Source organism: Stutzerimonas azotifigens DSM 17556, from assembly GCF_000425625.1.
In the GTDB taxonomy this organism is placed as follows: domain Bacteria; phylum Pseudomonadota; class Gammaproteobacteria; order Pseudomonadales; family Pseudomonadaceae; genus Stutzerimonas; species Stutzerimonas azotifigens.
In genome coordinates, this window is sequence record NZ_AUDU01000039.1 from 48,231 (window position 1) to 63,892 (window position 15,662).

The window sequence follows — 15,662 nt, forward strand, 5'->3', positions numbered from 1 at the left end:
CAGGCTTGCAGTCGGATCGGGCAATGTTAAACTTCAGCGGTTCACGAGTAGGAGGATCGCTATGACTACTTCTCTGCAACCTGTTCAGGCACTGGTCCCCGGGGCGAACCTGGAGGCCTACGTGCAGACGGTGAACAGCCTGCCGCTGTTGACCGTGGAGCAGGAGCGCGAGCTGGCCGAGCGCCTCTATTACCACCAGGATCTCGATGCGGCCCGGCAGATGGTGCTCGCGCACCTGCGTTTCGTCGTTCACATCGCCCGCAGCTATTCGGGCTACGGGCTGGCGCAGGCCGACCTGATCCAGGAAGGCAACGTCGGCCTGATGAAGGCGGTCAAGCGCTTCAACCCGGAAATGGGCGTGCGCCTGGTCTCCTTCGCGGTGCACTGGATCCGCGCGGAAATCCACGAGTTCATCCTGCGCAACTGGCGCATCGTCAAGGTCGCCACCACCAAGGCGCAGCGCAAGCTGTTCTTCAACCTGCGCAGCCAGAAGAAGCGGCTGGCCTGGTTGAACAACGAGGAGGTGAACGCGGTGGCCGACAGCCTCGGCGTCGAGCCGCACGAAGTGCGCGAGATGGAAAGCCGGCTGACCGGCCAGGACATGGCTTTCGACCCGGCCGCGGATGCCGACGACGACAGTGCCTACCAGTCCCCCGCGCACTATCTGGAAGACCACCGCTACGATCCGGCGCGCCAGCTGGAAGACGCCGACTGGAGCGACAGTTCGACCTCCAGCCTGCACGAGGCGCTGGAAGGGCTCGACGAGCGCAGCCGCGACATCCTGCAGCAGCGCTGGCTGTCGGAGGACAAGGCGACCCTGCACGACCTGGCGGCCAAGTACAACGTGTCGGCCGAGCGCATACGGCAGCTCGAGAAGAACGCGTTGAACAAGCTCAAGGGGTCGTTGGCGGCCTGATCGCCATCTATCCGGGACAAGCAAGAAAGCCGCAACGGAAAGCCGTTGCGGCTTTTTTCATTGGCTCGAGGTAAAAGCTCCTTTTGCCAATTCCCGACCTTCGAGCGATCCTTCGCTCGAAGATGCGCATGGCGCACCCCTATTGGCTGCGCCTGCTTTCCACCAAGGGTGGGATCGACACCCCGTCCCCGTCAGGAGGGAAGTCCGGCCGCGTAGCGGGCGGACCCGGATGCCGGGGTGCGCCTTCTCTTGCTTACTTTTCTTTGCGCAAACAAAGAAAAGTGAGGCGCCGTGCAAGGCGCAATCTGTAGTCCGGGTCGAGGAAAGCGCGGCGAGCCCTCCGCTAACGGCGGGGCCGCCTTCTTGCCGATCCATGGCCAGGCGTCTGATGCATCACTGCCCGCTGGTCCGCCCCGACTGCAGCCGAGCCAGGTAGTGACTCCCCCCGAGCTGCTGCATCTGCCGGCGAATCCAGGCCGCGCGCTGTTGTACGTAGCTGCTGGGCCGCCCGGCGCTCCACTCTCGCGGGTTCGGCAGCACGGCCGCGAGCTGGCTGGCCTGGCGGGTGGAAAGGTAGGGCGCGCCCACGTCGAAATGATGCCGGGCCGCGGCCTCGGCGCCGAAGACGCCGGTGCCCCATTCGACGCTGTTGAGGTACACCTCGAGGATCCGTTGCTTCGGCCAGAACAGCTCGATCAGCCCGGTGAACCAGACCTCCAGCCCCTTGCGCAGCCAGCTGCGGTCGGACCAGAGGAACAGGTTCTTCGCCACCTGCTGGCTCAGCGTGCTGGCGCCGCGCAGCGAGCCGCCGCGCTCGTTGTGCGCGAAGGCGGCGCGGATGGCGGCGACGTCGAAGCCCCAGTGATCGGCGAACTTCTGGTCCTCGGCGGCGATCACCGCCATCTTCAGGGCGTCCGGCAGTTCCTTCCAGGGTCGCCAGTCGCGCTGCAGGTCGATCGGCTCGCCGCCGATCCAGGATTCGATCTTGCGCTCGACCATCATCGCGGTGAAGGGCGGCGGCACCCAGCGCAGCGCCAGCACCAGCAGCGCCGAGCCGGCGGCGAGCAGGAGCAGCAGCTTGAACAGGCGACGAATCAGGGAACGCAGCATCTCGGCTTGGTCGGGCGGGGTCGAGGCGGCCATTATAGGGAGCCAACTCTCCGATACGACCAGGGGTTTCCATGTTTCGTGCCTTTCTGCTGCTCTCGGCCTTCTTCGGTTTGACCGGTGTCGCCCTCGGCGCCTTCGCCGCCCACGGGCTGAGGGCGCGCCTGAGCGCCGAGTACCTGGCGGTGTTCCAGACCGGCGTGCTCTACCAGTTGGTGCACACGCTGGCCCTGTTCGGCGTCGCGCTGCTCGCCCTGCACCTGCCGGGCCGCCTGGTGGCCGCCGCCGGGAGCCTGTTCGCGCTGGGCATCCTGCTGTTCTCCGGCAGCCTGTACGTGCTGACCCTGACCGGCCTTGGCAAGCTCGGCATGATCACGCCGCTCGGCGGCGTTTGCTTCATGGCCGGCTGGCTATGCCTCATGCTGTTGGCCTTGCGGCTCGGCTGAGACAGCTCGCCGCTTGGTCGCTGCCCACGATCGGGCTAGAATGCCGACCCCTCAAAAGAGGCGTGGTTTTGTATGCAAATCCAGCTCAACGGTGAACCTTTCGAAGTGCCCGGCGGGTCGACCGTGGCCGACCTGCTGCAACGCCTCGAACTGACCGGCCGCCGCGTCGCGGTGGAATTGAACCTCGACATCGTGCCCCGCAGCCAGCATGCCGACACGGCGCTGCGCGAGGGCGACAAGGTCGAGGTCGTGCACGCGATCGGCGGCGGCTAGCCCGGTCGCCCGGCGCCCTGCACGCCGATCCCGTCCCGTACTGATCCACGAGGTAGCACCCATGAGCCCAGCTCCGAGCGACAAGCCCTTCACCCTGGCCGGCCGTACCTATCAGTCGCGGCTGCTGGTCGGCACCGGCAAGTACAAGGACCTCGACGAGACGCGCGACGCCATCGAGGCCTCCGGCGCGGAGATCGTCACCGTGGCGGTCCGGCGTACCAACATCGGGCAGAACCCGGGCGAGCCGAACCTGCTCGACGTGATCTCGCCGGAGCGCTACACCATCCTGCCCAACACCGCCGGCTGCTACGACGCCGCCGAAGCGGTGCGCACCTGCCGCCTGGCCCGCGAGCTGCTGGACGGCCACAAGCTGGTCAAGCTCGAGGTGCTGGCCGACCAGAAGACCCTGTTCCCCAACGTGATCGAGACCCTCAAGGCCGCCGAGACGCTGGTCAGGGACGGCTTCGACGTCATGGTCTACACCAGCGACGACCCCATCATCGCCCGCCAGTTGGCGGAGATGGGCTGCATCGCGGTGATGCCGCTGGCCGGCCTGATCGGCACCGGGCTGGGAATCTGCAACCCGTACAACCTGCGCATCATCCTCGAGGAAGCGACCGTGCCGGTGCTGGTCGATGCCGGCGTCGGCACCGCCTCGGACGCCACCATCGCCATGGAACTGGGCTGCGAGGCGGTGCTGATGAACAGCGCCATCGCCCATGCGCAGAATCCGGTGCTGATGGCTCGCGCCATGAAGCACGCGATCGAGGCCGGGCGTCTGGCCTACCTCGCCGGTCGCATGCCGAAGAAGCTGTATGCCAGCGCCTCCTCGCCGATGGACGGGCTGGTCCGCTGAACCCGGCGCCCGCCGGCGCCTCTCCCCATACTGCAGTCAGGACAACATGAGTCAGAACCCCGAGAGCGCCGATCGCGCCGCCCCGCGCCTGCGTACCATCAAGAGTTTCGTGATGCGCGCCGGGCGCATGACCGAAGGGCAGCAGCGCGGGCTCGAGCAGGGCTGGCCGCGCTTCGGCCTGGAGCTGGGCGACGGCCTGCGCGATTTCGACCAGGTGTTCGGCCGCCAGGCGCCGCGCACCTTCGAGATCGGTTTCGGCATGGGCCATTCCCTGCTGGAGATGGCGGCGGCCGCGCCGGAACAGGACTTCATCGGCGTCGAGGTGCACAGGCCCGGCGTCGGCGCGCTGTTGTCCGGACTGCTGTCACAGAATCTGCACAACGTCCGCGTCTATAGTTGCGACGCGCTCGAGGTCCTGCGCGATTGCGTGGCGGACGCGAGCCTCGATCGGGTGCTGCTGTTCTTCCCCGATCCCTGGCACAAGAGCCGTCACCACAAGCGACGCATCGTCCAGCCGGCCTTCGCCGAGCTGGTCCGGCAGAAGCTGCGGATCGGCGGCGTGCTGCACATGGCGACCGATTGGGAGCCTTACGCGCAGCACATGCTGGACGTCATGAATGCGGTGCCCGGGTATCGCAACCTCGCCGGCGGGCAGGGCTTCGTGCCTCGCCCCGAAGAGCGCCCGATCACCAAGTTCGAGCGCCGCGGCGAACGCCTGGGTCATGGCGTCTGGGATCTGAAGTTCCAGCGCTCCGACTGAGAAAAAGCCAGAAACAGAGCCACCACACAAGCGCGGGCCGACCCGGTCCCAGGCGCCCGCACGCCTGCGGTGCCTTCAAGGAGAAATGGATGTACAGGACGATCGGTGTATTGCTGTTGGCAGCCGTGGCTGCGCAGGCTCAGGCCGGGCTGGACGAGGCCCGGGCGGCGCGTCTGGGAAGCGACCTGACGCCGCTGGGGGCGGAACGGGCGGGTAATGCGACGGGCACCATCCCGGCATGGAGCGGTGGCGTACAGCCGCCGCTCGGCTATCGGCCGGGCGTGCACCATCCCGACCCGTTCGCCAACGACCCCATGCTCTACCGCGTGGACCGGAACAGCCTGGCCCAGTATTCCGCCCTGCTGCCGGATGGCCTGAAGGCGCTGCTGGAGAAGCATCCCGACTACTACCTGAGGGTGTTCCCGACCCGCCGCAGCGCCGCCGCCCCGGAGCGCATCTACCAGGCGACCCGGCGCAACGCCACCGGCGCCGAGCTGATCGCCAACGGCAACGGCATCCGCGGCGCCTCCGCCGGCATTCCCTTCCCGATCCCGCAGAGCGGGCTGGAAGTGATCTGGAACCACATCCTCCACTACCGGGGCGAGCAGACGCACATCGTCAACAGCCAGGCGGTGGTCATCGGCGGTAAGCCGACGTACATCACCCGTGATCGCCATATCTTCTACGTTTACAACCGCGAGGGCGTGACCCAGGAGGACCTGAACAACACCCTGCTGTACTACAAGTACAGGGTCACCGCGCCGTCCAGGCTGTCCGGCACCGCGCTGGTGGTGGAGGACACCCTCGACCAGGTGCTCTCGACCCGCAAGGCCTGGCGCTACAGCCCGGACGACCGGCGCGTGCGGCGCATGCCGTCGCTGGCCTACGAGTCGCTGCAGCCGGACACCAGCGGCCTGGCCACCGCGGACGTGGTCGACGTCTACAACGGCGCCCCGGACCGCTACGAATGGAACCTGCTGGGCAAGCGCGAGATGCTGGTGCCTTACAACAGTTATGCGGTGCACCAGAAGGGCATCCCTTACGAGACCATCGTCCGGCCGCAGACGCTCAACCCCGAGCTGCTGCGCTACGAGCTGCACCGCGTCTGGGTCGTCGACGCGGACCTGCGGGTCAGCTTCAACCACCCGTACCACAAGCGCCGCTTCTACATCGACGAGGACAGCTGGCAGATCCTCGCGGTCGATCTCTACAACGGCAGGGGCGAACTGGTGGGGCTGCAGGAAAGCCATCCGATCAGCTACTACGAGGTGCCGATGTTCAACAGCACCCTGGAGACGCTGTACGACTTCAAGGGCGGCAACTACTTCGTCGACGGGCTGGACAACAACGAGCCGATGTACGATTTCGACGTCCGGCTGACGCCGCGCGACTTCACCCCGCAGGCCCTGCGTCGGGGGAACTGAGTCGTTCGCCAGGCCGGCGGGTCCGGGGAATGGTGGGCTGAAGCCCACCCTACGAGTTGTAATCCGCCCACCACCCTTGGCCCAATGCAAAACGGCGCCGTCAGCGCCGGTCGGCCATCACCCCGATCACGAAGAAGATCAGCAGCAGCACCGGCGCCAGGGTGTAGTTGGTGAAGTAGGCCAGGCCGTGCGCCAGCCAGGGCGTGAGGAAGACGATCGCCAGGCCGTAGCCGATGGCGCAGACGAGCACGAAGATCAGCGTGCGGAAGAAGAAGTTCAGCCCGGCGATGCTGCGCTGCACCCAGGCGTTGAGGGCGGGCCCGAACAATACGAACAGGGTGGCCATGATCGCCAGGGAGATGTCGTACAGGTGGCCGCGGCTCCAGCGCGACAGGGTGGCGATCAGGTCCATCAGCAGGTCCATCGGGGACTCCTCATCCTCAAGGCAGGAACAGTTGCAGCAGGTCGTTCAGGAACAGCTGGCCGCGCGGCGTGGCCACCAGTCGCTGCGGGTCGTCCGCCAGCAGCCCGCGCGCCTCGGCCTGGCGGCGTCCATCACATAGCGCCTCCAGCGGCAGGCCGGTGCGTTCTTCGAACAGCCTGGCGGGCACGCCGTCGGTGAGGCGCAGGGCGTTCATCAGGAACTCGAACGGCAGCTCCGCCGGTTCGAGGCGCTTCTCGCCGGCGAGCACGGGCCTGCCCGGCGCCAGGTAGTCCTTCGGCAGCCGGGTCTTCCAGGTGCGCCAGATGCTGCCGTCGGCGCGGGTGTGCTTGCCGTGGGCGCCGGCGCCGAGGCCGAGGAAGTCACCGAAGCTCCAGTAGTTCAGGTTGTGCCGTGCACGCCGGCCGTCACGCGCGTAGGCGGAGGTCTCGTACTGCCGGTAGCCATGCCCGGCGAGCAGCGCCTGCCCGGCTTCCTGGATGTCCCAGAGGATGTCGTCCTCCGGCAGCTGCGGCGGCTTGTTCCAGAACACCGTGTTGGGTTCGAGCGTCAGCTGGTACCAGGACAGGTGCGTCGGCGCCTGCCCGATGGCGAGGCGCAGGTCATCCAGGGCCTGCTCCAGCGTCTGCCCCGGCAGCCCGTGCATGAGGTCGAGGTTGAAGTTGTCGAAGCCGGCGGCGCGCGCCATCTCGGCCGCGTGGATGGCTTCGTCGCCGTCGTGGATGCGACCGAGCGCCTGCAGCTTGTCGGCCTGGAAGCTCTGCACGCCGATCGACAGCCGGTTGATGCCGAGCGCCCGATAGTCGCGGAATTTCGCCTGCTCGAAGGTGCCGGGGTTGGCCTCCAGGGTGATCTCGACATCATCGTCGAAGCCGACCCGCTGCTCCAGGCCCTCGAGGATGGCACCGAGCGCGGCTGGCGAGAACAGGCTCGGGGTGCCGCCGCCGAAGAACACCGAACCCAGGCGGCGGCCGGCGACCTGCATCAGGTCCGTCTCGAGATCGGCGAGCACCGCGCGCACGTACTCCTCTTCCGGCAGCGACGGCCCGGCCGCGTGGGAGTTGAAGTCGCAGTACGGGCATTTGCGCACGCACCAGGGGATATGGACGTAGGCGGCCAGGGGCGGCAGCAGGGCTGACAGCCCCTCGCTGGAGGTTGGAGGCTGGAGGAGGGTGCTGCTCTTTCGTTCAGCCTCCAGCCTCAAGCCCTTGGCGGCTGTCATGCGGTCTCCAGCCGTGCCTTCAACAACGCCATGGCGCGGGCGCGGTGGCTGAGGCGGTTCTTTTCCTCGGTGGGCAGTTCGGCGCTGGCGCAGTCGGTCTCCGGGACCCAGAACAGCGGGTCGTAGCCGAAACCCTGGGCGCCGCGTGGCGCATGCAGGATGCGTCCGTGCCAGAGCCCTTCGCAGAGGATCGGCAGCGGGTCGTCGGCGTGCCGCACCAGCGCCAGGGCGCAGACGAACTGCGCGCCGCGCTCCTCGTCCGGTACGTCGCGCAGGGCCTCGAGCAGCTTGGCGTTGTTCGCCGCATCGCCGGCGCCGCCGGCATAGCGCGCCGAGTAGATGCCGGGCGAGCCGCCGAGCGCGTCGACCGCCAGACCTGAGTCGTCGGCCAGCGCCGGCAGGCCGGACACGCGCGCGGCGTTGCGCGCCTTGAGGATGGCGTTCTCGACGAAGGACAAGCCGGTCTCTTCCGGCTCGACCTGGCTGAACTCGCCGACCGAGCGCAGCCTCACGGTGCCGCCGAGCATGGCCTGCAGTTCCTTCAGTTTGCCGGCGTTATGGCTGGCCAGCACCAGTTCGGTCAGGGCTTTCATCGGTCGGGGAAGAATTCCTGGTTGAAGGTGAAGTTCACCGGCTCGCCGCCCATGGGCTGCACGTTGAGATCGAAGCGCAGCACTTCGCGCGAGTCGAAGGGGAACTGCGCCAGGTAGTAGGTCGAGTCGCCCTCCTTGAAGGGCTTGAAGGTCAGCGGGCGGTCCTGCCCCAGCAGGTTCTTCACCGTGCCGCTGACCAGCGCATCGACCGGCTGCTGGCTCTTCATCACCGCGACGTTGACCACGCCGAGCTGCTTGCTGCGCACCAGGCCGGCGGCCTGGGCGATGTCCGGCTGCAGGAAGCCGGAATTGAAGGCGATGTAGTGCACGTCGTACTCGCCGAAGCTGTGCTTGCGTTCGGCCATGGCCGGCAGGGCGACAAGCAGGCCGAGCACGAATATCCAGGCGGCTTTCATCAGGGTCCTCCAGCGTCAGGGTTGTGGGGTCAGGGGCGCGCCGGTCACGCGATAGATGCCGATCTCGCCCAGCAGGTTGGGCCACAGGCGGCTGGCCCAGCCGTGGCGGTGCTCGCGGTCGACCGCCAGGCGTTCCTTCACCGTGATGTCGAGTTCCAGGCAGAGGTTCTCGAAGTCCTCGAAGGTGCAGAAATGGATGTTCGGCGTGTTGTACCAGGTATAGGGCAGAAATTCCGACACCGGCATGCGGCCCTTGCTCGCCAGGTACCAGCGGCAGCGCCAGTGGCCGAAGTTGGGGAAGGTGATGATGCACTCGCGCCCCACCCGCAGCATCTCCTTGAGCAGCCGGTCGGGGTAGTGCACCGCCTGCAGCGCCTGGGTCATCACCACCACGTCGAAGCTGTCGCTGGCGAAGTTGCCGAGACCCTTGTCGAGGTCCTGCTCGATGACGTTGACGCCGTTTTCGAGGCAGGTGGCGATGTTGTCAGGATCGATCTCCAGGCCATAGCCGCTGACCTGCTTGTGGTCGCGCAGCCAGGCGAGCAGTTCGCCGCTGCCGCAGCCGAGGTCGAGCACCCGGCTGCCGGTCGGAATCCATTCCTGGATGATGTCGAGGTCGGCACGCATGTTCGGGTCCTATACGGCGATGCGGTTGAGGTAACCGCCAAAGGCTTGCAGGTAGCGGGGGATCGGCATGAGGAAGGCGTCGTGGCCCTGCGGCGCGTCGATCTCCAGGTAGCTGACGTTCTTGCCGGCCGCCACCAGGGCGTCGACGATCTCGCGCGAGCGGGCCGGCGAGAAACGCCAGTCGGTGGTGAAGGACATCACGCAGAAGCTCGCCTGGGCCGGCGCCAGGGTGGCCGCCAGGTCGTCGCCGTGCGCGGCGGCCGGGTCGAAGTAGTCCAGCGCCTTGGTCATCAGCAGGTAGGTGTTGGCGTCGAAGCGGCCGGAAAACTCTTCGCCCTGGTAGCGCAGGTAGCTCTCCACCTGGAACTCGACGCTGTTGAAGTCGTAGTTCAGCTTGTCGCTCTTGAGCCCGCGGCCGAACTTGGCGCCCATGGCGTCATCGGACAGGTAGGTGATGTGCCCGACCATGCGCGCCAGCATCAGCCCGCGCCGTGGGATCACGCCCTGCTCGTGGAAGTGACCGCCGTGGAACTCCGGATCCGACAGGATCGCCTGGCGGGCGACCTCGTTGAAGGCGATGTTCTGCGCCGACAGGCGCGGTGCCGAGGCGATCGCCACGCAGTGGCGCACCCGCTCCGGGTAGCTGATGGTCCACTGCAGCGCCTGCATGCCGCCGAGGCTGCCGCCGACCACCGCGGCCCACTGGCTGATGCCGAGGTGATCGGCCAGGCGCGCCTGGCTGTGCACCCAGTCCTCGACGGTCACCACCGGGAAGTCGGCGCCGTACGGCTTGCCGGTCGCCGGGTTGAGGCTGCAGGGGCCGGTCGAGCCGTTGCAGCCGCCGAGGTTGTTCAGGCTGACGACGAAGAAGCGGTTGGTGTCGATCGGCTTGCCGGGGCCAATGCAGCTGTCCCACCAGCCGGGCTTGCGGTCTTCGGCGCTGTGATAGCCGGCGGCGTGGTGATGCCCCGACAGCGCATGGCAGATCAGCAGCGCATTGCTGCGGCTGGCGTTGAGCTGGCCGTAGGTTTCGTAGATTAGCTGGAATTCGCTGAGCGTGCGCCCGCAGGCCAGTGTCAGCGGCTCGGCGAAATGAACGGTCTGCGGCGTCACCAGGCCAACGGAATCGGCGGGTATGGCAGTGGGCATCGACCCTGCTCTCGCAAAAAGATGGCGGCAAAGTCTACTGGCAAGCGCCGTTCAATTCATCCTGTATATCCGGCCGGCCCGCCGTTCAGGCCTGTTCGCGGGCGCCGAACGGGTGCGCCGCGCTCGGCAGGGTGACCACCTTGCCCTGCCGCGCGGCCGGCGCGGGGCGACGCAGCAGGCGGATCATCTCGCCGGCCTGCTCGAGCTGCTGCTCGAGCTCGGCGACGTAGCGCTCCAGCAGGTGTGCCCGCTGCTGGGTGTGACGGGCCTCGAGCGCCATGCCGCGCAGCTGGAGCATGTGCGCTTCGAGCTGCTGCTTGTGCTCCAGGCTCTGCTGGATCAGCGGGGTGAGCGCGTCGCCGGCCCACTGCTCGGCCTCCTGGCGCAGGCGCTGGTGCAGGCCGATGACTTCCTGCACCAGGGTGGAGAAAAAGCGCCGGGTCAGCGCGCCCTGCTCGGTGAGCAGGGTCTTGATCTGCAGGCGGAACTGGTCGGCTTTGGCCTGCAGCGCCTTGAGTTCGCGCTGGTAGGGGGCAATGCGGAATTCCGGGGCGTCCAGGCCCTGCAGGGGATTTTCCTGGTTGTGCCGCTGGTAGATGGCCGCGACCATCTTGTTGGCCAGTTCGGCCTCCTGTTCCAGCTGCCCGAGGTCGAGCTCGATGCTGCGGAAAAAGTGCAGGATGCCAAGGTTGATGCCGAGCGTGGTCAGGCTGTCCTTGAGCGTGCGCCGCAGCCGGGCCAGGTGTTCCTCCAGACGCTCGGCACGCACCGCCACCCGCAGCAGGTCGCCCTGGCGCTTGAGCAGCCGCTCGTTGGTTCGCAGGCCGAGCAGGCGCTTGTGGTGCAGGCCGTGGTCATGGCGCGTGCGTGCGGTCAGCTCCTCGAGCATGCGGCCGGTGTCCTCGCGGTGGCCGGCGAGCAGCACGCGGTGCTCCTGTACCTTGCCGAGCCGCTGGCCGAGCACCTGCTGGCTGTTGTGCATCAGCGCGAGCACCTGGCGCACCACGCGCTCCTCCAGCAGCCGCTCCTTGTGCGAGATCAGCCGTTCGCAGAGCAGCTGTTCCAGCGCGCCCAGCCGGCTGCGCCGCAGCAGCGCCTGATCGTTCCGTACCCGCGCCAGTAGCGCCTGCTTGGCCGACAGCGGCAGCACGTCCTGGCTGCTGATGCCGAGCTGCCCGGCGGTCTGTTCGCGCACCCGGGCGATGGCCTCGTCCACCGCCGCCTCGCCGGCCAGGTCGTCCCAGAGCACGTCGATCTTGTTCAGCACGGCGAACAGGTTGCCCGCCGTGCCTTCGCCGAGCTGGTGGATGTGCTGCTGCCAGACGTGCATGTCGCTGGCGGTGACGCCGGTATCGGCGCTGAGCAGGAAGATCACCGCCTGGGCGTTGGGCAGCATCGACAGGGTCAGCTCCGGCTCGCTGCCCAGCGCGTTCAGCCCGGGGGTGTCGAGGATGCGCAGGCCCTGGCGCAGCAGCGGGTGGTCGAAGTTGACCAGCGCGTGCCGCCAGGCCGGCACCAGCACCTGGCCGGTCTTGCCGGCGCTTTCCAGCATGTCCGGGTGGAAGCCCAGCTGGATGGCCTGTTCCACCGGCATCGCGCGGGTCTGCGCCACCTGGGTGAAGGCCTGCGCCATGTTCTCCGGGTCGCTCGGGTCCAGCGGGATGGACACCCAGTGCCGGGGCGTGCGCTTGAACTGGGCGATGCTGGTTTCGGTGAGGCGCGTCTCGATCGGCAGCAGGCGGATGTAGGAGCGCTCCGCGCGCGGGTCGTAGAACAGCTCGGTGGGGCACATGGTGGTGCGGCCGGCGCGCGAAGGCAGCATGCGCTGGCCGTACTCGGAGAAGAACAGGCTGTTGATCAGCTCGGTCTTGCCGCGGGAGAACTCGCCGACGAAGGCCAGCGTGATCTGGTCGCTGCGCAGCAGCCGCAGGGCGCGGTCCAGGCGATGGTCGACCGCCTCGGAATTCAGCCGGTTGTGCGCCAGCCAGCCGCGGTAACGGGTGATCTCGCGGACCAGGTCGCGTTTCCAGTCGACGTAGGCGCTGACCTGCTGATCGAGACGTTCCATTGCCATCTTCCCTGATGAACCCTGAAGTGCGGCGATTATGCGCCGGTGCGCGGCAGCGTCAATCCGCACGATGCCAACGCCCGCCGGGCGGGCGCCGGCGGGGAGCAGACGGTCAGATCAGCACGCGCAGGACGCTGGGCATGCCGGTCATGGCGGCCAGGTTGTTGATCACCATCATGTCCAGCAGCTTGAGCACCAGGAAGGCGAAGATCGGCGAGATGTCCAGGCCGCCGAGGTTCGGCAGGAAGCGGCGGAAGGGCGCCAGCACCGGCTCGCACAGCTGGTTGACCAGCTCGGCGCCCGGGTTGTGGCTGTTGGGCGCGACCCAGGAGAGGATCACGCTGATGATCAGGGCGAAGAAGAAGATCTTCAGGAACAGCCCGGTGACGCCGATGATCGCCCAGATCAGCAGCTGCAGCGGGTTGCCGGTGGTGCCGTAGGCCAGCAGCAGGGTCAGCGCCATCAGCAGCATCTGCACCAGGATCGCCAGCACCAGCGAGGCCAAGTCCAGGCCGCCGACGCTCGGGATGATGCGCCGCAGCGGCTTGAGCAGCGGATGGGTGGCGCGCACCACGAACTGGCTCAGCGGGTTGTAGAAGTCGGCGCGCACCAGCTGCAGGATGAAGCGCAGCAGGACGATCAGCAGATAGAGGCTGCCGAGCGTCTGCAGGATGTAGATGGCGGCGGTGTTCATTCCAATCATGGGTCGATGGCTCCTTATTGGCCCAGCTGCTCGGCCAGTTCGCCCGAACGCGCCGCGGCGGCGTCCAGGGCCTGTTGCACAAGGGCCTCGAAGCCCCCGGACTGAAACGCTTTGATAGCCGCTTCGGTGGTTCCGTTCGGCGAGGTTACACGCCGACGCAATTCGGCCGCCTCGACGCCGCTCTCGCAGAGCATTCGACCGGCGCCGAGCGCGGTATGGCTGGCCAGCTGCACCGCGGTCTCGCGCGGCAGGCCGAGCCGCTCGCCGGCGGCGGTCATGGCCTCGGCGAGCAGGAAAAAGTAGGCCGGGCCGCTGCCGGAAAGCGCGGTCACCGCGTCGATCAGCCGCTCCTCTTCCAGCCACAGCGCCAGGCCCACCGCGGACATCAGCCGTTCGGCCAGGGCGCGTTGGGCCGGCGAGACCTCGGCGCTGGCGTACAGGCCGCTGGCGCCCTGGCGCAGCAGCGCCGGGGTGTTGGGCATGCAGCGCACCACCGCCGGCGCGCCAGACTGCGGGCCGGCGAGCCAGCGCTGCAGGCTCTGGCAGGTGATGCCGGCGGCGATCGAGACGATCAGCGGGCGCTGTTCCAGCGCCGGGGCCAGCGCCTGGCAGACCGGCTTCATCACCTGCGGCTTGACCGCCAGCAGCACCACCTCGGCACCGGCCACGGCTTCGGCATTGTCGGCGAAGGTGGCGACGCCGAACTGTTCGGCGATTCTGGCGCGCTGCTCGGCGCCGGGATCGGCGGCGCGTATCGACTGCGGCGGGACGCCCTGGGCGATCAGGCCGCCGATCAGGCTGGCGGCCATGTTGCCGGCGCCGATGAAGGTGATGCGGGAATCGGTCATCGTTGGCTTCCTTGGGATCACGGGCGCGCGCCGTAGTCGCGTGCGCCGAACAGGGCGGTGCCGATGCGGACCCAGGTGGCGCCTTCGGCGATGGCGGCTTCCAGGTCCTGGCTCATGCCCATCGAGAGGGTGTCCAGCGGCAGGCCGAGGCCGTCGCGCAGCTGCCGCAGGCGGGCGAAGGCGGCGTGCTGTTCGGCCGGGTCGTCGGTCGGCGCGGGGATGGCCATCAGGCCACGCAGGCGCAGGTTGGGCAGGGTGGCGACGCATCGGGCCAGCTCGGCGAGTGCGTCCGGCTCGCAGCCCGACTTGCTCGCCTCGCCGCTGAGGTTCACCTGCAGGCAGACGTTCAGCGGCGCGCGCCCGGCGGGGCGCTGGGCCGATAGCCGCTCGGCGACCTTCAGGCGGTCGACCGAATGCACCCAGTCGAAGTGCTCGGCGATCGGCCGGGTCTTGTTGGACTGGATGGGGCCGATGAAATGCCAGGTCAGCGGCAGGTCGGTCAGTTCGGCCTGCTTGTCCAGCGCTTCCTGCAGGTAGTTCTCGCCGACGTCGCGCAGCCCGGCGGCGAAGGCCTCGCGGACGGCGGCCGCCGGCTGGGTCTTGCTGACCGCCAGCAGGCCCACGCTCTCGGGGCTGCGGCCCGCGGCTTGCGCCGCCTCACGTATCCGCGTACCGACCTTTGCAATATTCAACGCTATCGTGGACATTACTTCCGCCGCCGCCCCAGGGGTCTGCGCGGCATTCTACCTGCTTGCCTGTTATTGGGGAGTCCCATGGATATCACTGAGCTGCTGGCGTTCAGCGCCAAGCAGGGTGCATCGGACCTGCACCTTTCCTCCGGCCTTCCGCCGATGATCCGGGTCGACGGCGACGTGCGTCGGATCAACCTGCCCCCGCTCGACCACAAGCAGGTGCACGCGCTGATCTACGACATCATGAACGACAAGCAGCGCAAGGATTACGAAGAATTCCTCGAGACCGACTTCTCCTTCGAAGTGCCCGGCGTGGCGCGTTTCCGGGTCAACGCCTTCAACCAGAACCGCGGCGCCGGCGCGGTGTTTCGGACCATTCCGTCGAAGGTCCTGACCATGGAAGACCTCGGCATGGGCGAGGTGTTCAAGAAGGTCTCCGACGTCCCGCGCGGCCTGGTACTGGTGACCGGGCCGACCGGTTCGGGCAAGTCCACCACCCTGGCGGCGATGCTCGACTACCTGAACAACACCAAGTACCACCACATCCTCACCATCGAGGACCCGATCGAATTCGTCCACGAATCGAAGAAGTGCCTGGTCAACCAGCGCGAGGTGCACCGCGACACCCTCGGCTTCTCCGAAGCCCTGCGCTCGGCGCTGCGGGAAGACCCGGACATCATCCTGGTCGGCGAGATGCGCGACCTGGAGACCATCCGCCTGGCGCTGACCGCGGCCGAGACCGGCCACCTGGTGTTCGGCACCCTGCACACCACCTCCGCGGCCAAGACCATCGACCGGGTGGTCGACGTGTTTCCCGCCGAGGAAAAGTCCATGGTTCGCTCGATGCTGTCCGAGTCGCTGCAGGCGGTGATCTCGCAGACACTGTTGAAGAAGATCGGCGGCGGCCGGGTGGCGGCGCACGAGATCATGATCGGCACCCCGGCGATCCGTAACCTGATCCGCGAGGACAAGGTGGCGCAGATGTATTCGGCGATCCAGACCGGTGGCTCGCTGGGCATGCAGACGCTGGACATGTGCCTGAAGAACCTGGTCGCCCGCGGGCTGGTCACGCGCGAAAGCGCGCGCGAGAAGGCCAAGACCCCGGAAAGCCTGTGACCGG

General features: G+C 67.6%; 18 protein-coding genes. 7 read left to right on the forward strand and 11 right to left on the reverse strand.

The window, feature by feature from the left end; all coding sequences use genetic code 11:
- The first annotated feature begins 61 nt into the window (after nucleotides 1-61).
- On the forward strand, nucleotides 62-916 hold the full coding sequence (gene rpoH / locus H610_RS0103590) for an RNA polymerase sigma factor RpoH (RefSeq protein ID WP_028238405.1): 855 nt from the start codon (nucleotides 62-64) through the stop codon (nucleotides 914-916).
- Between the two features lie 393 nt (nucleotides 917-1,309).
- On the opposite strand, the gene mtgA is transcribed toward rpoH, so the two are convergent.
- Complete coding sequence (mtgA, locus tag H610_RS0103595; RefSeq protein WP_028238406.1) at nucleotides 1,310-2,026, reverse strand: monofunctional biosynthetic peptidoglycan transglycosylase; 717 nt, start codon at nucleotides 2,024-2,026, stop codon at nucleotides 1,310-1,312.
- 71 nt (nucleotides 2,027-2,097) lie between these two features.
- On the opposite strand from mtgA, the gene H610_RS0103600 reads away from it, so the two are divergent.
- The 5 genes from H610_RS0103600 to H610_RS0103620 all read left to right on the forward strand — a co-directional run bounded on the left by H610_RS0103600 (nucleotide 2,098) and on the right by H610_RS0103620 (nucleotide 5,782).
- Nucleotides 2,098-2,469: a DUF423 domain-containing protein gene (locus tag H610_RS0103600; RefSeq protein WP_028238407.1), complete on the forward strand. Its 372-nt coding sequence runs from the start codon at nucleotides 2,098-2,100 to the stop codon at nucleotides 2,467-2,469.
- A gap of 72 nt (nucleotides 2,470-2,541) precedes the next feature.
- Nucleotides 2,542-2,742: a sulfur carrier protein ThiS gene (thiS, locus tag H610_RS0103605; protein WP_028238408.1), complete on the forward strand. Its 201-nt coding sequence runs from the start codon at nucleotides 2,542-2,544 to the stop codon at nucleotides 2,740-2,742.
- 61 nt (nucleotides 2,743-2,803) lie between these two features.
- Nucleotides 2,804-3,598, forward strand: a complete 795-nt coding sequence (locus H610_RS0103610; protein WP_028238409.1) for a thiazole synthase — start codon at nucleotides 2,804-2,806, stop codon at nucleotides 3,596-3,598.
- Nucleotides 3,599-3,644: 46 nt separating this feature from the next.
- A complete protein-coding gene (gene trmB / locus H610_RS0103615; RefSeq protein WP_028238410.1) occupies nucleotides 3,645-4,358 on the forward strand; it encodes a tRNA (guanosine(46)-N7)-methyltransferase TrmB in 714 nt (237 codons plus the stop codon).
- 89 nt (nucleotides 4,359-4,447) lie between these two features.
- The gene (locus H610_RS0103620; RefSeq protein ID WP_028238411.1) at nucleotides 4,448-5,782 is read left to right on the forward strand and encodes a DUF1329 domain-containing protein; all 1,335 of its coding nucleotides are present in this window, start codon (nucleotides 4,448-4,450) and stop codon (nucleotides 5,780-5,782) included.
- Nucleotides 5,783-5,882: 100 nt separating this feature from the next.
- Here the strand turns inward: H610_RS0103620 and H610_RS0103625 are convergent, their stop codons facing one another.
- From H610_RS0103625 to H610_RS0103670, 10 genes are all read right to left on the reverse strand, one after another.
- Complete coding sequence (locus H610_RS0103625; RefSeq protein WP_028238412.1) at nucleotides 5,883-6,206, reverse strand: DUF3392 domain-containing protein; 324 nt, start codon at nucleotides 6,204-6,206, stop codon at nucleotides 5,883-5,885.
- A gap of 16 nt (nucleotides 6,207-6,222) precedes the next feature.
- Entirely contained in the window at nucleotides 6,223-7,446 is a 1,224-nt protein-coding gene (gene hemW / locus H610_RS0103630; RefSeq protein ID WP_084166370.1) for a radical SAM family heme chaperone HemW, read from the reverse strand.
- Nucleotides 7,443-8,039 (reverse strand): RdgB/HAM1 family non-canonical purine NTP pyrophosphatase, encoded by a 597-nt coding sequence (rdgB, locus tag H610_RS0103635; RefSeq protein ID WP_028238414.1) that lies wholly within the window; start codon nucleotides 8,037-8,039, stop codon nucleotides 7,443-7,445. Before rdgB ends, hemW begins: the two co-directional genes overlap by 4 nt.
- The gene (locus H610_RS0103640; RefSeq protein ID WP_028238415.1) at nucleotides 8,036-8,455 is read right to left on the reverse strand and encodes a DUF4426 domain-containing protein; all 420 of its coding nucleotides are present in this window, start codon (nucleotides 8,453-8,455) and stop codon (nucleotides 8,036-8,038) included. The genes rdgB and H610_RS0103640 overlap by 4 nt, the downstream gene beginning before the upstream one ends.
- Nucleotides 8,456-8,470: 15 nt before the next feature.
- On the reverse strand, nucleotides 8,471-9,082 hold the full coding sequence (gene metW / locus H610_RS0103645; RefSeq protein ID WP_028238416.1) for a methionine biosynthesis protein MetW: 612 nt from the start codon (nucleotides 9,080-9,082) through the stop codon (nucleotides 8,471-8,473).
- A 9-nt stretch (nucleotides 9,083-9,091) separates the two neighbouring features.
- Nucleotides 9,092-10,231, reverse strand: coding sequence for a homoserine O-succinyltransferase MetX (metX, locus tag H610_RS0103650; RefSeq protein WP_028238417.1), 1,140 nt, complete (start codon nucleotides 10,229-10,231; stop codon nucleotides 9,092-9,094).
- Between the two features lie 85 nt (nucleotides 10,232-10,316).
- Nucleotides 10,317-12,305 (reverse strand): dynamin-like GTPase family protein, encoded by a 1,989-nt coding sequence (locus H610_RS0103655; RefSeq protein ID WP_028238418.1) that lies wholly within the window; start codon nucleotides 12,303-12,305, stop codon nucleotides 10,317-10,319.
- Between the two features lie 106 nt (nucleotides 12,306-12,411).
- Nucleotides 12,412-13,002: a YggT family protein gene (locus tag H610_RS0103660; protein WP_028238419.1), complete on the reverse strand. Its 591-nt coding sequence runs from the start codon at nucleotides 13,000-13,002 to the stop codon at nucleotides 12,412-12,414.
- Nucleotides 13,003-13,016: 14 nt separating this feature from the next.
- On the reverse strand, nucleotides 13,017-13,850 hold the full coding sequence (gene proC, locus H610_RS0103665; protein WP_028238420.1) for a pyrroline-5-carboxylate reductase: 834 nt from the start codon (nucleotides 13,848-13,850) through the stop codon (nucleotides 13,017-13,019).
- A gap of 17 nt (nucleotides 13,851-13,867) precedes the next feature.
- Nucleotides 13,868-14,557, reverse strand: coding sequence for a YggS family pyridoxal phosphate-dependent enzyme (locus H610_RS0103670; protein WP_028238421.1), 690 nt, complete (start codon nucleotides 14,555-14,557; stop codon nucleotides 13,868-13,870).
- A 66-nt stretch (nucleotides 14,558-14,623) separates the two neighbouring features.
- Here H610_RS0103670 and pilT point away from each other — a divergent pair, with 66 nt between their 5' ends.
- Nucleotides 14,624-15,658, forward strand: a complete 1,035-nt coding sequence (gene pilT / locus H610_RS0103675) for a type IV pilus twitching motility protein PilT (RefSeq protein WP_028238422.1) — start codon at nucleotides 14,624-14,626, stop codon at nucleotides 15,656-15,658.
- The last annotated feature ends 4 nt before the right edge of the window (nucleotides 15,659-15,662 follow it).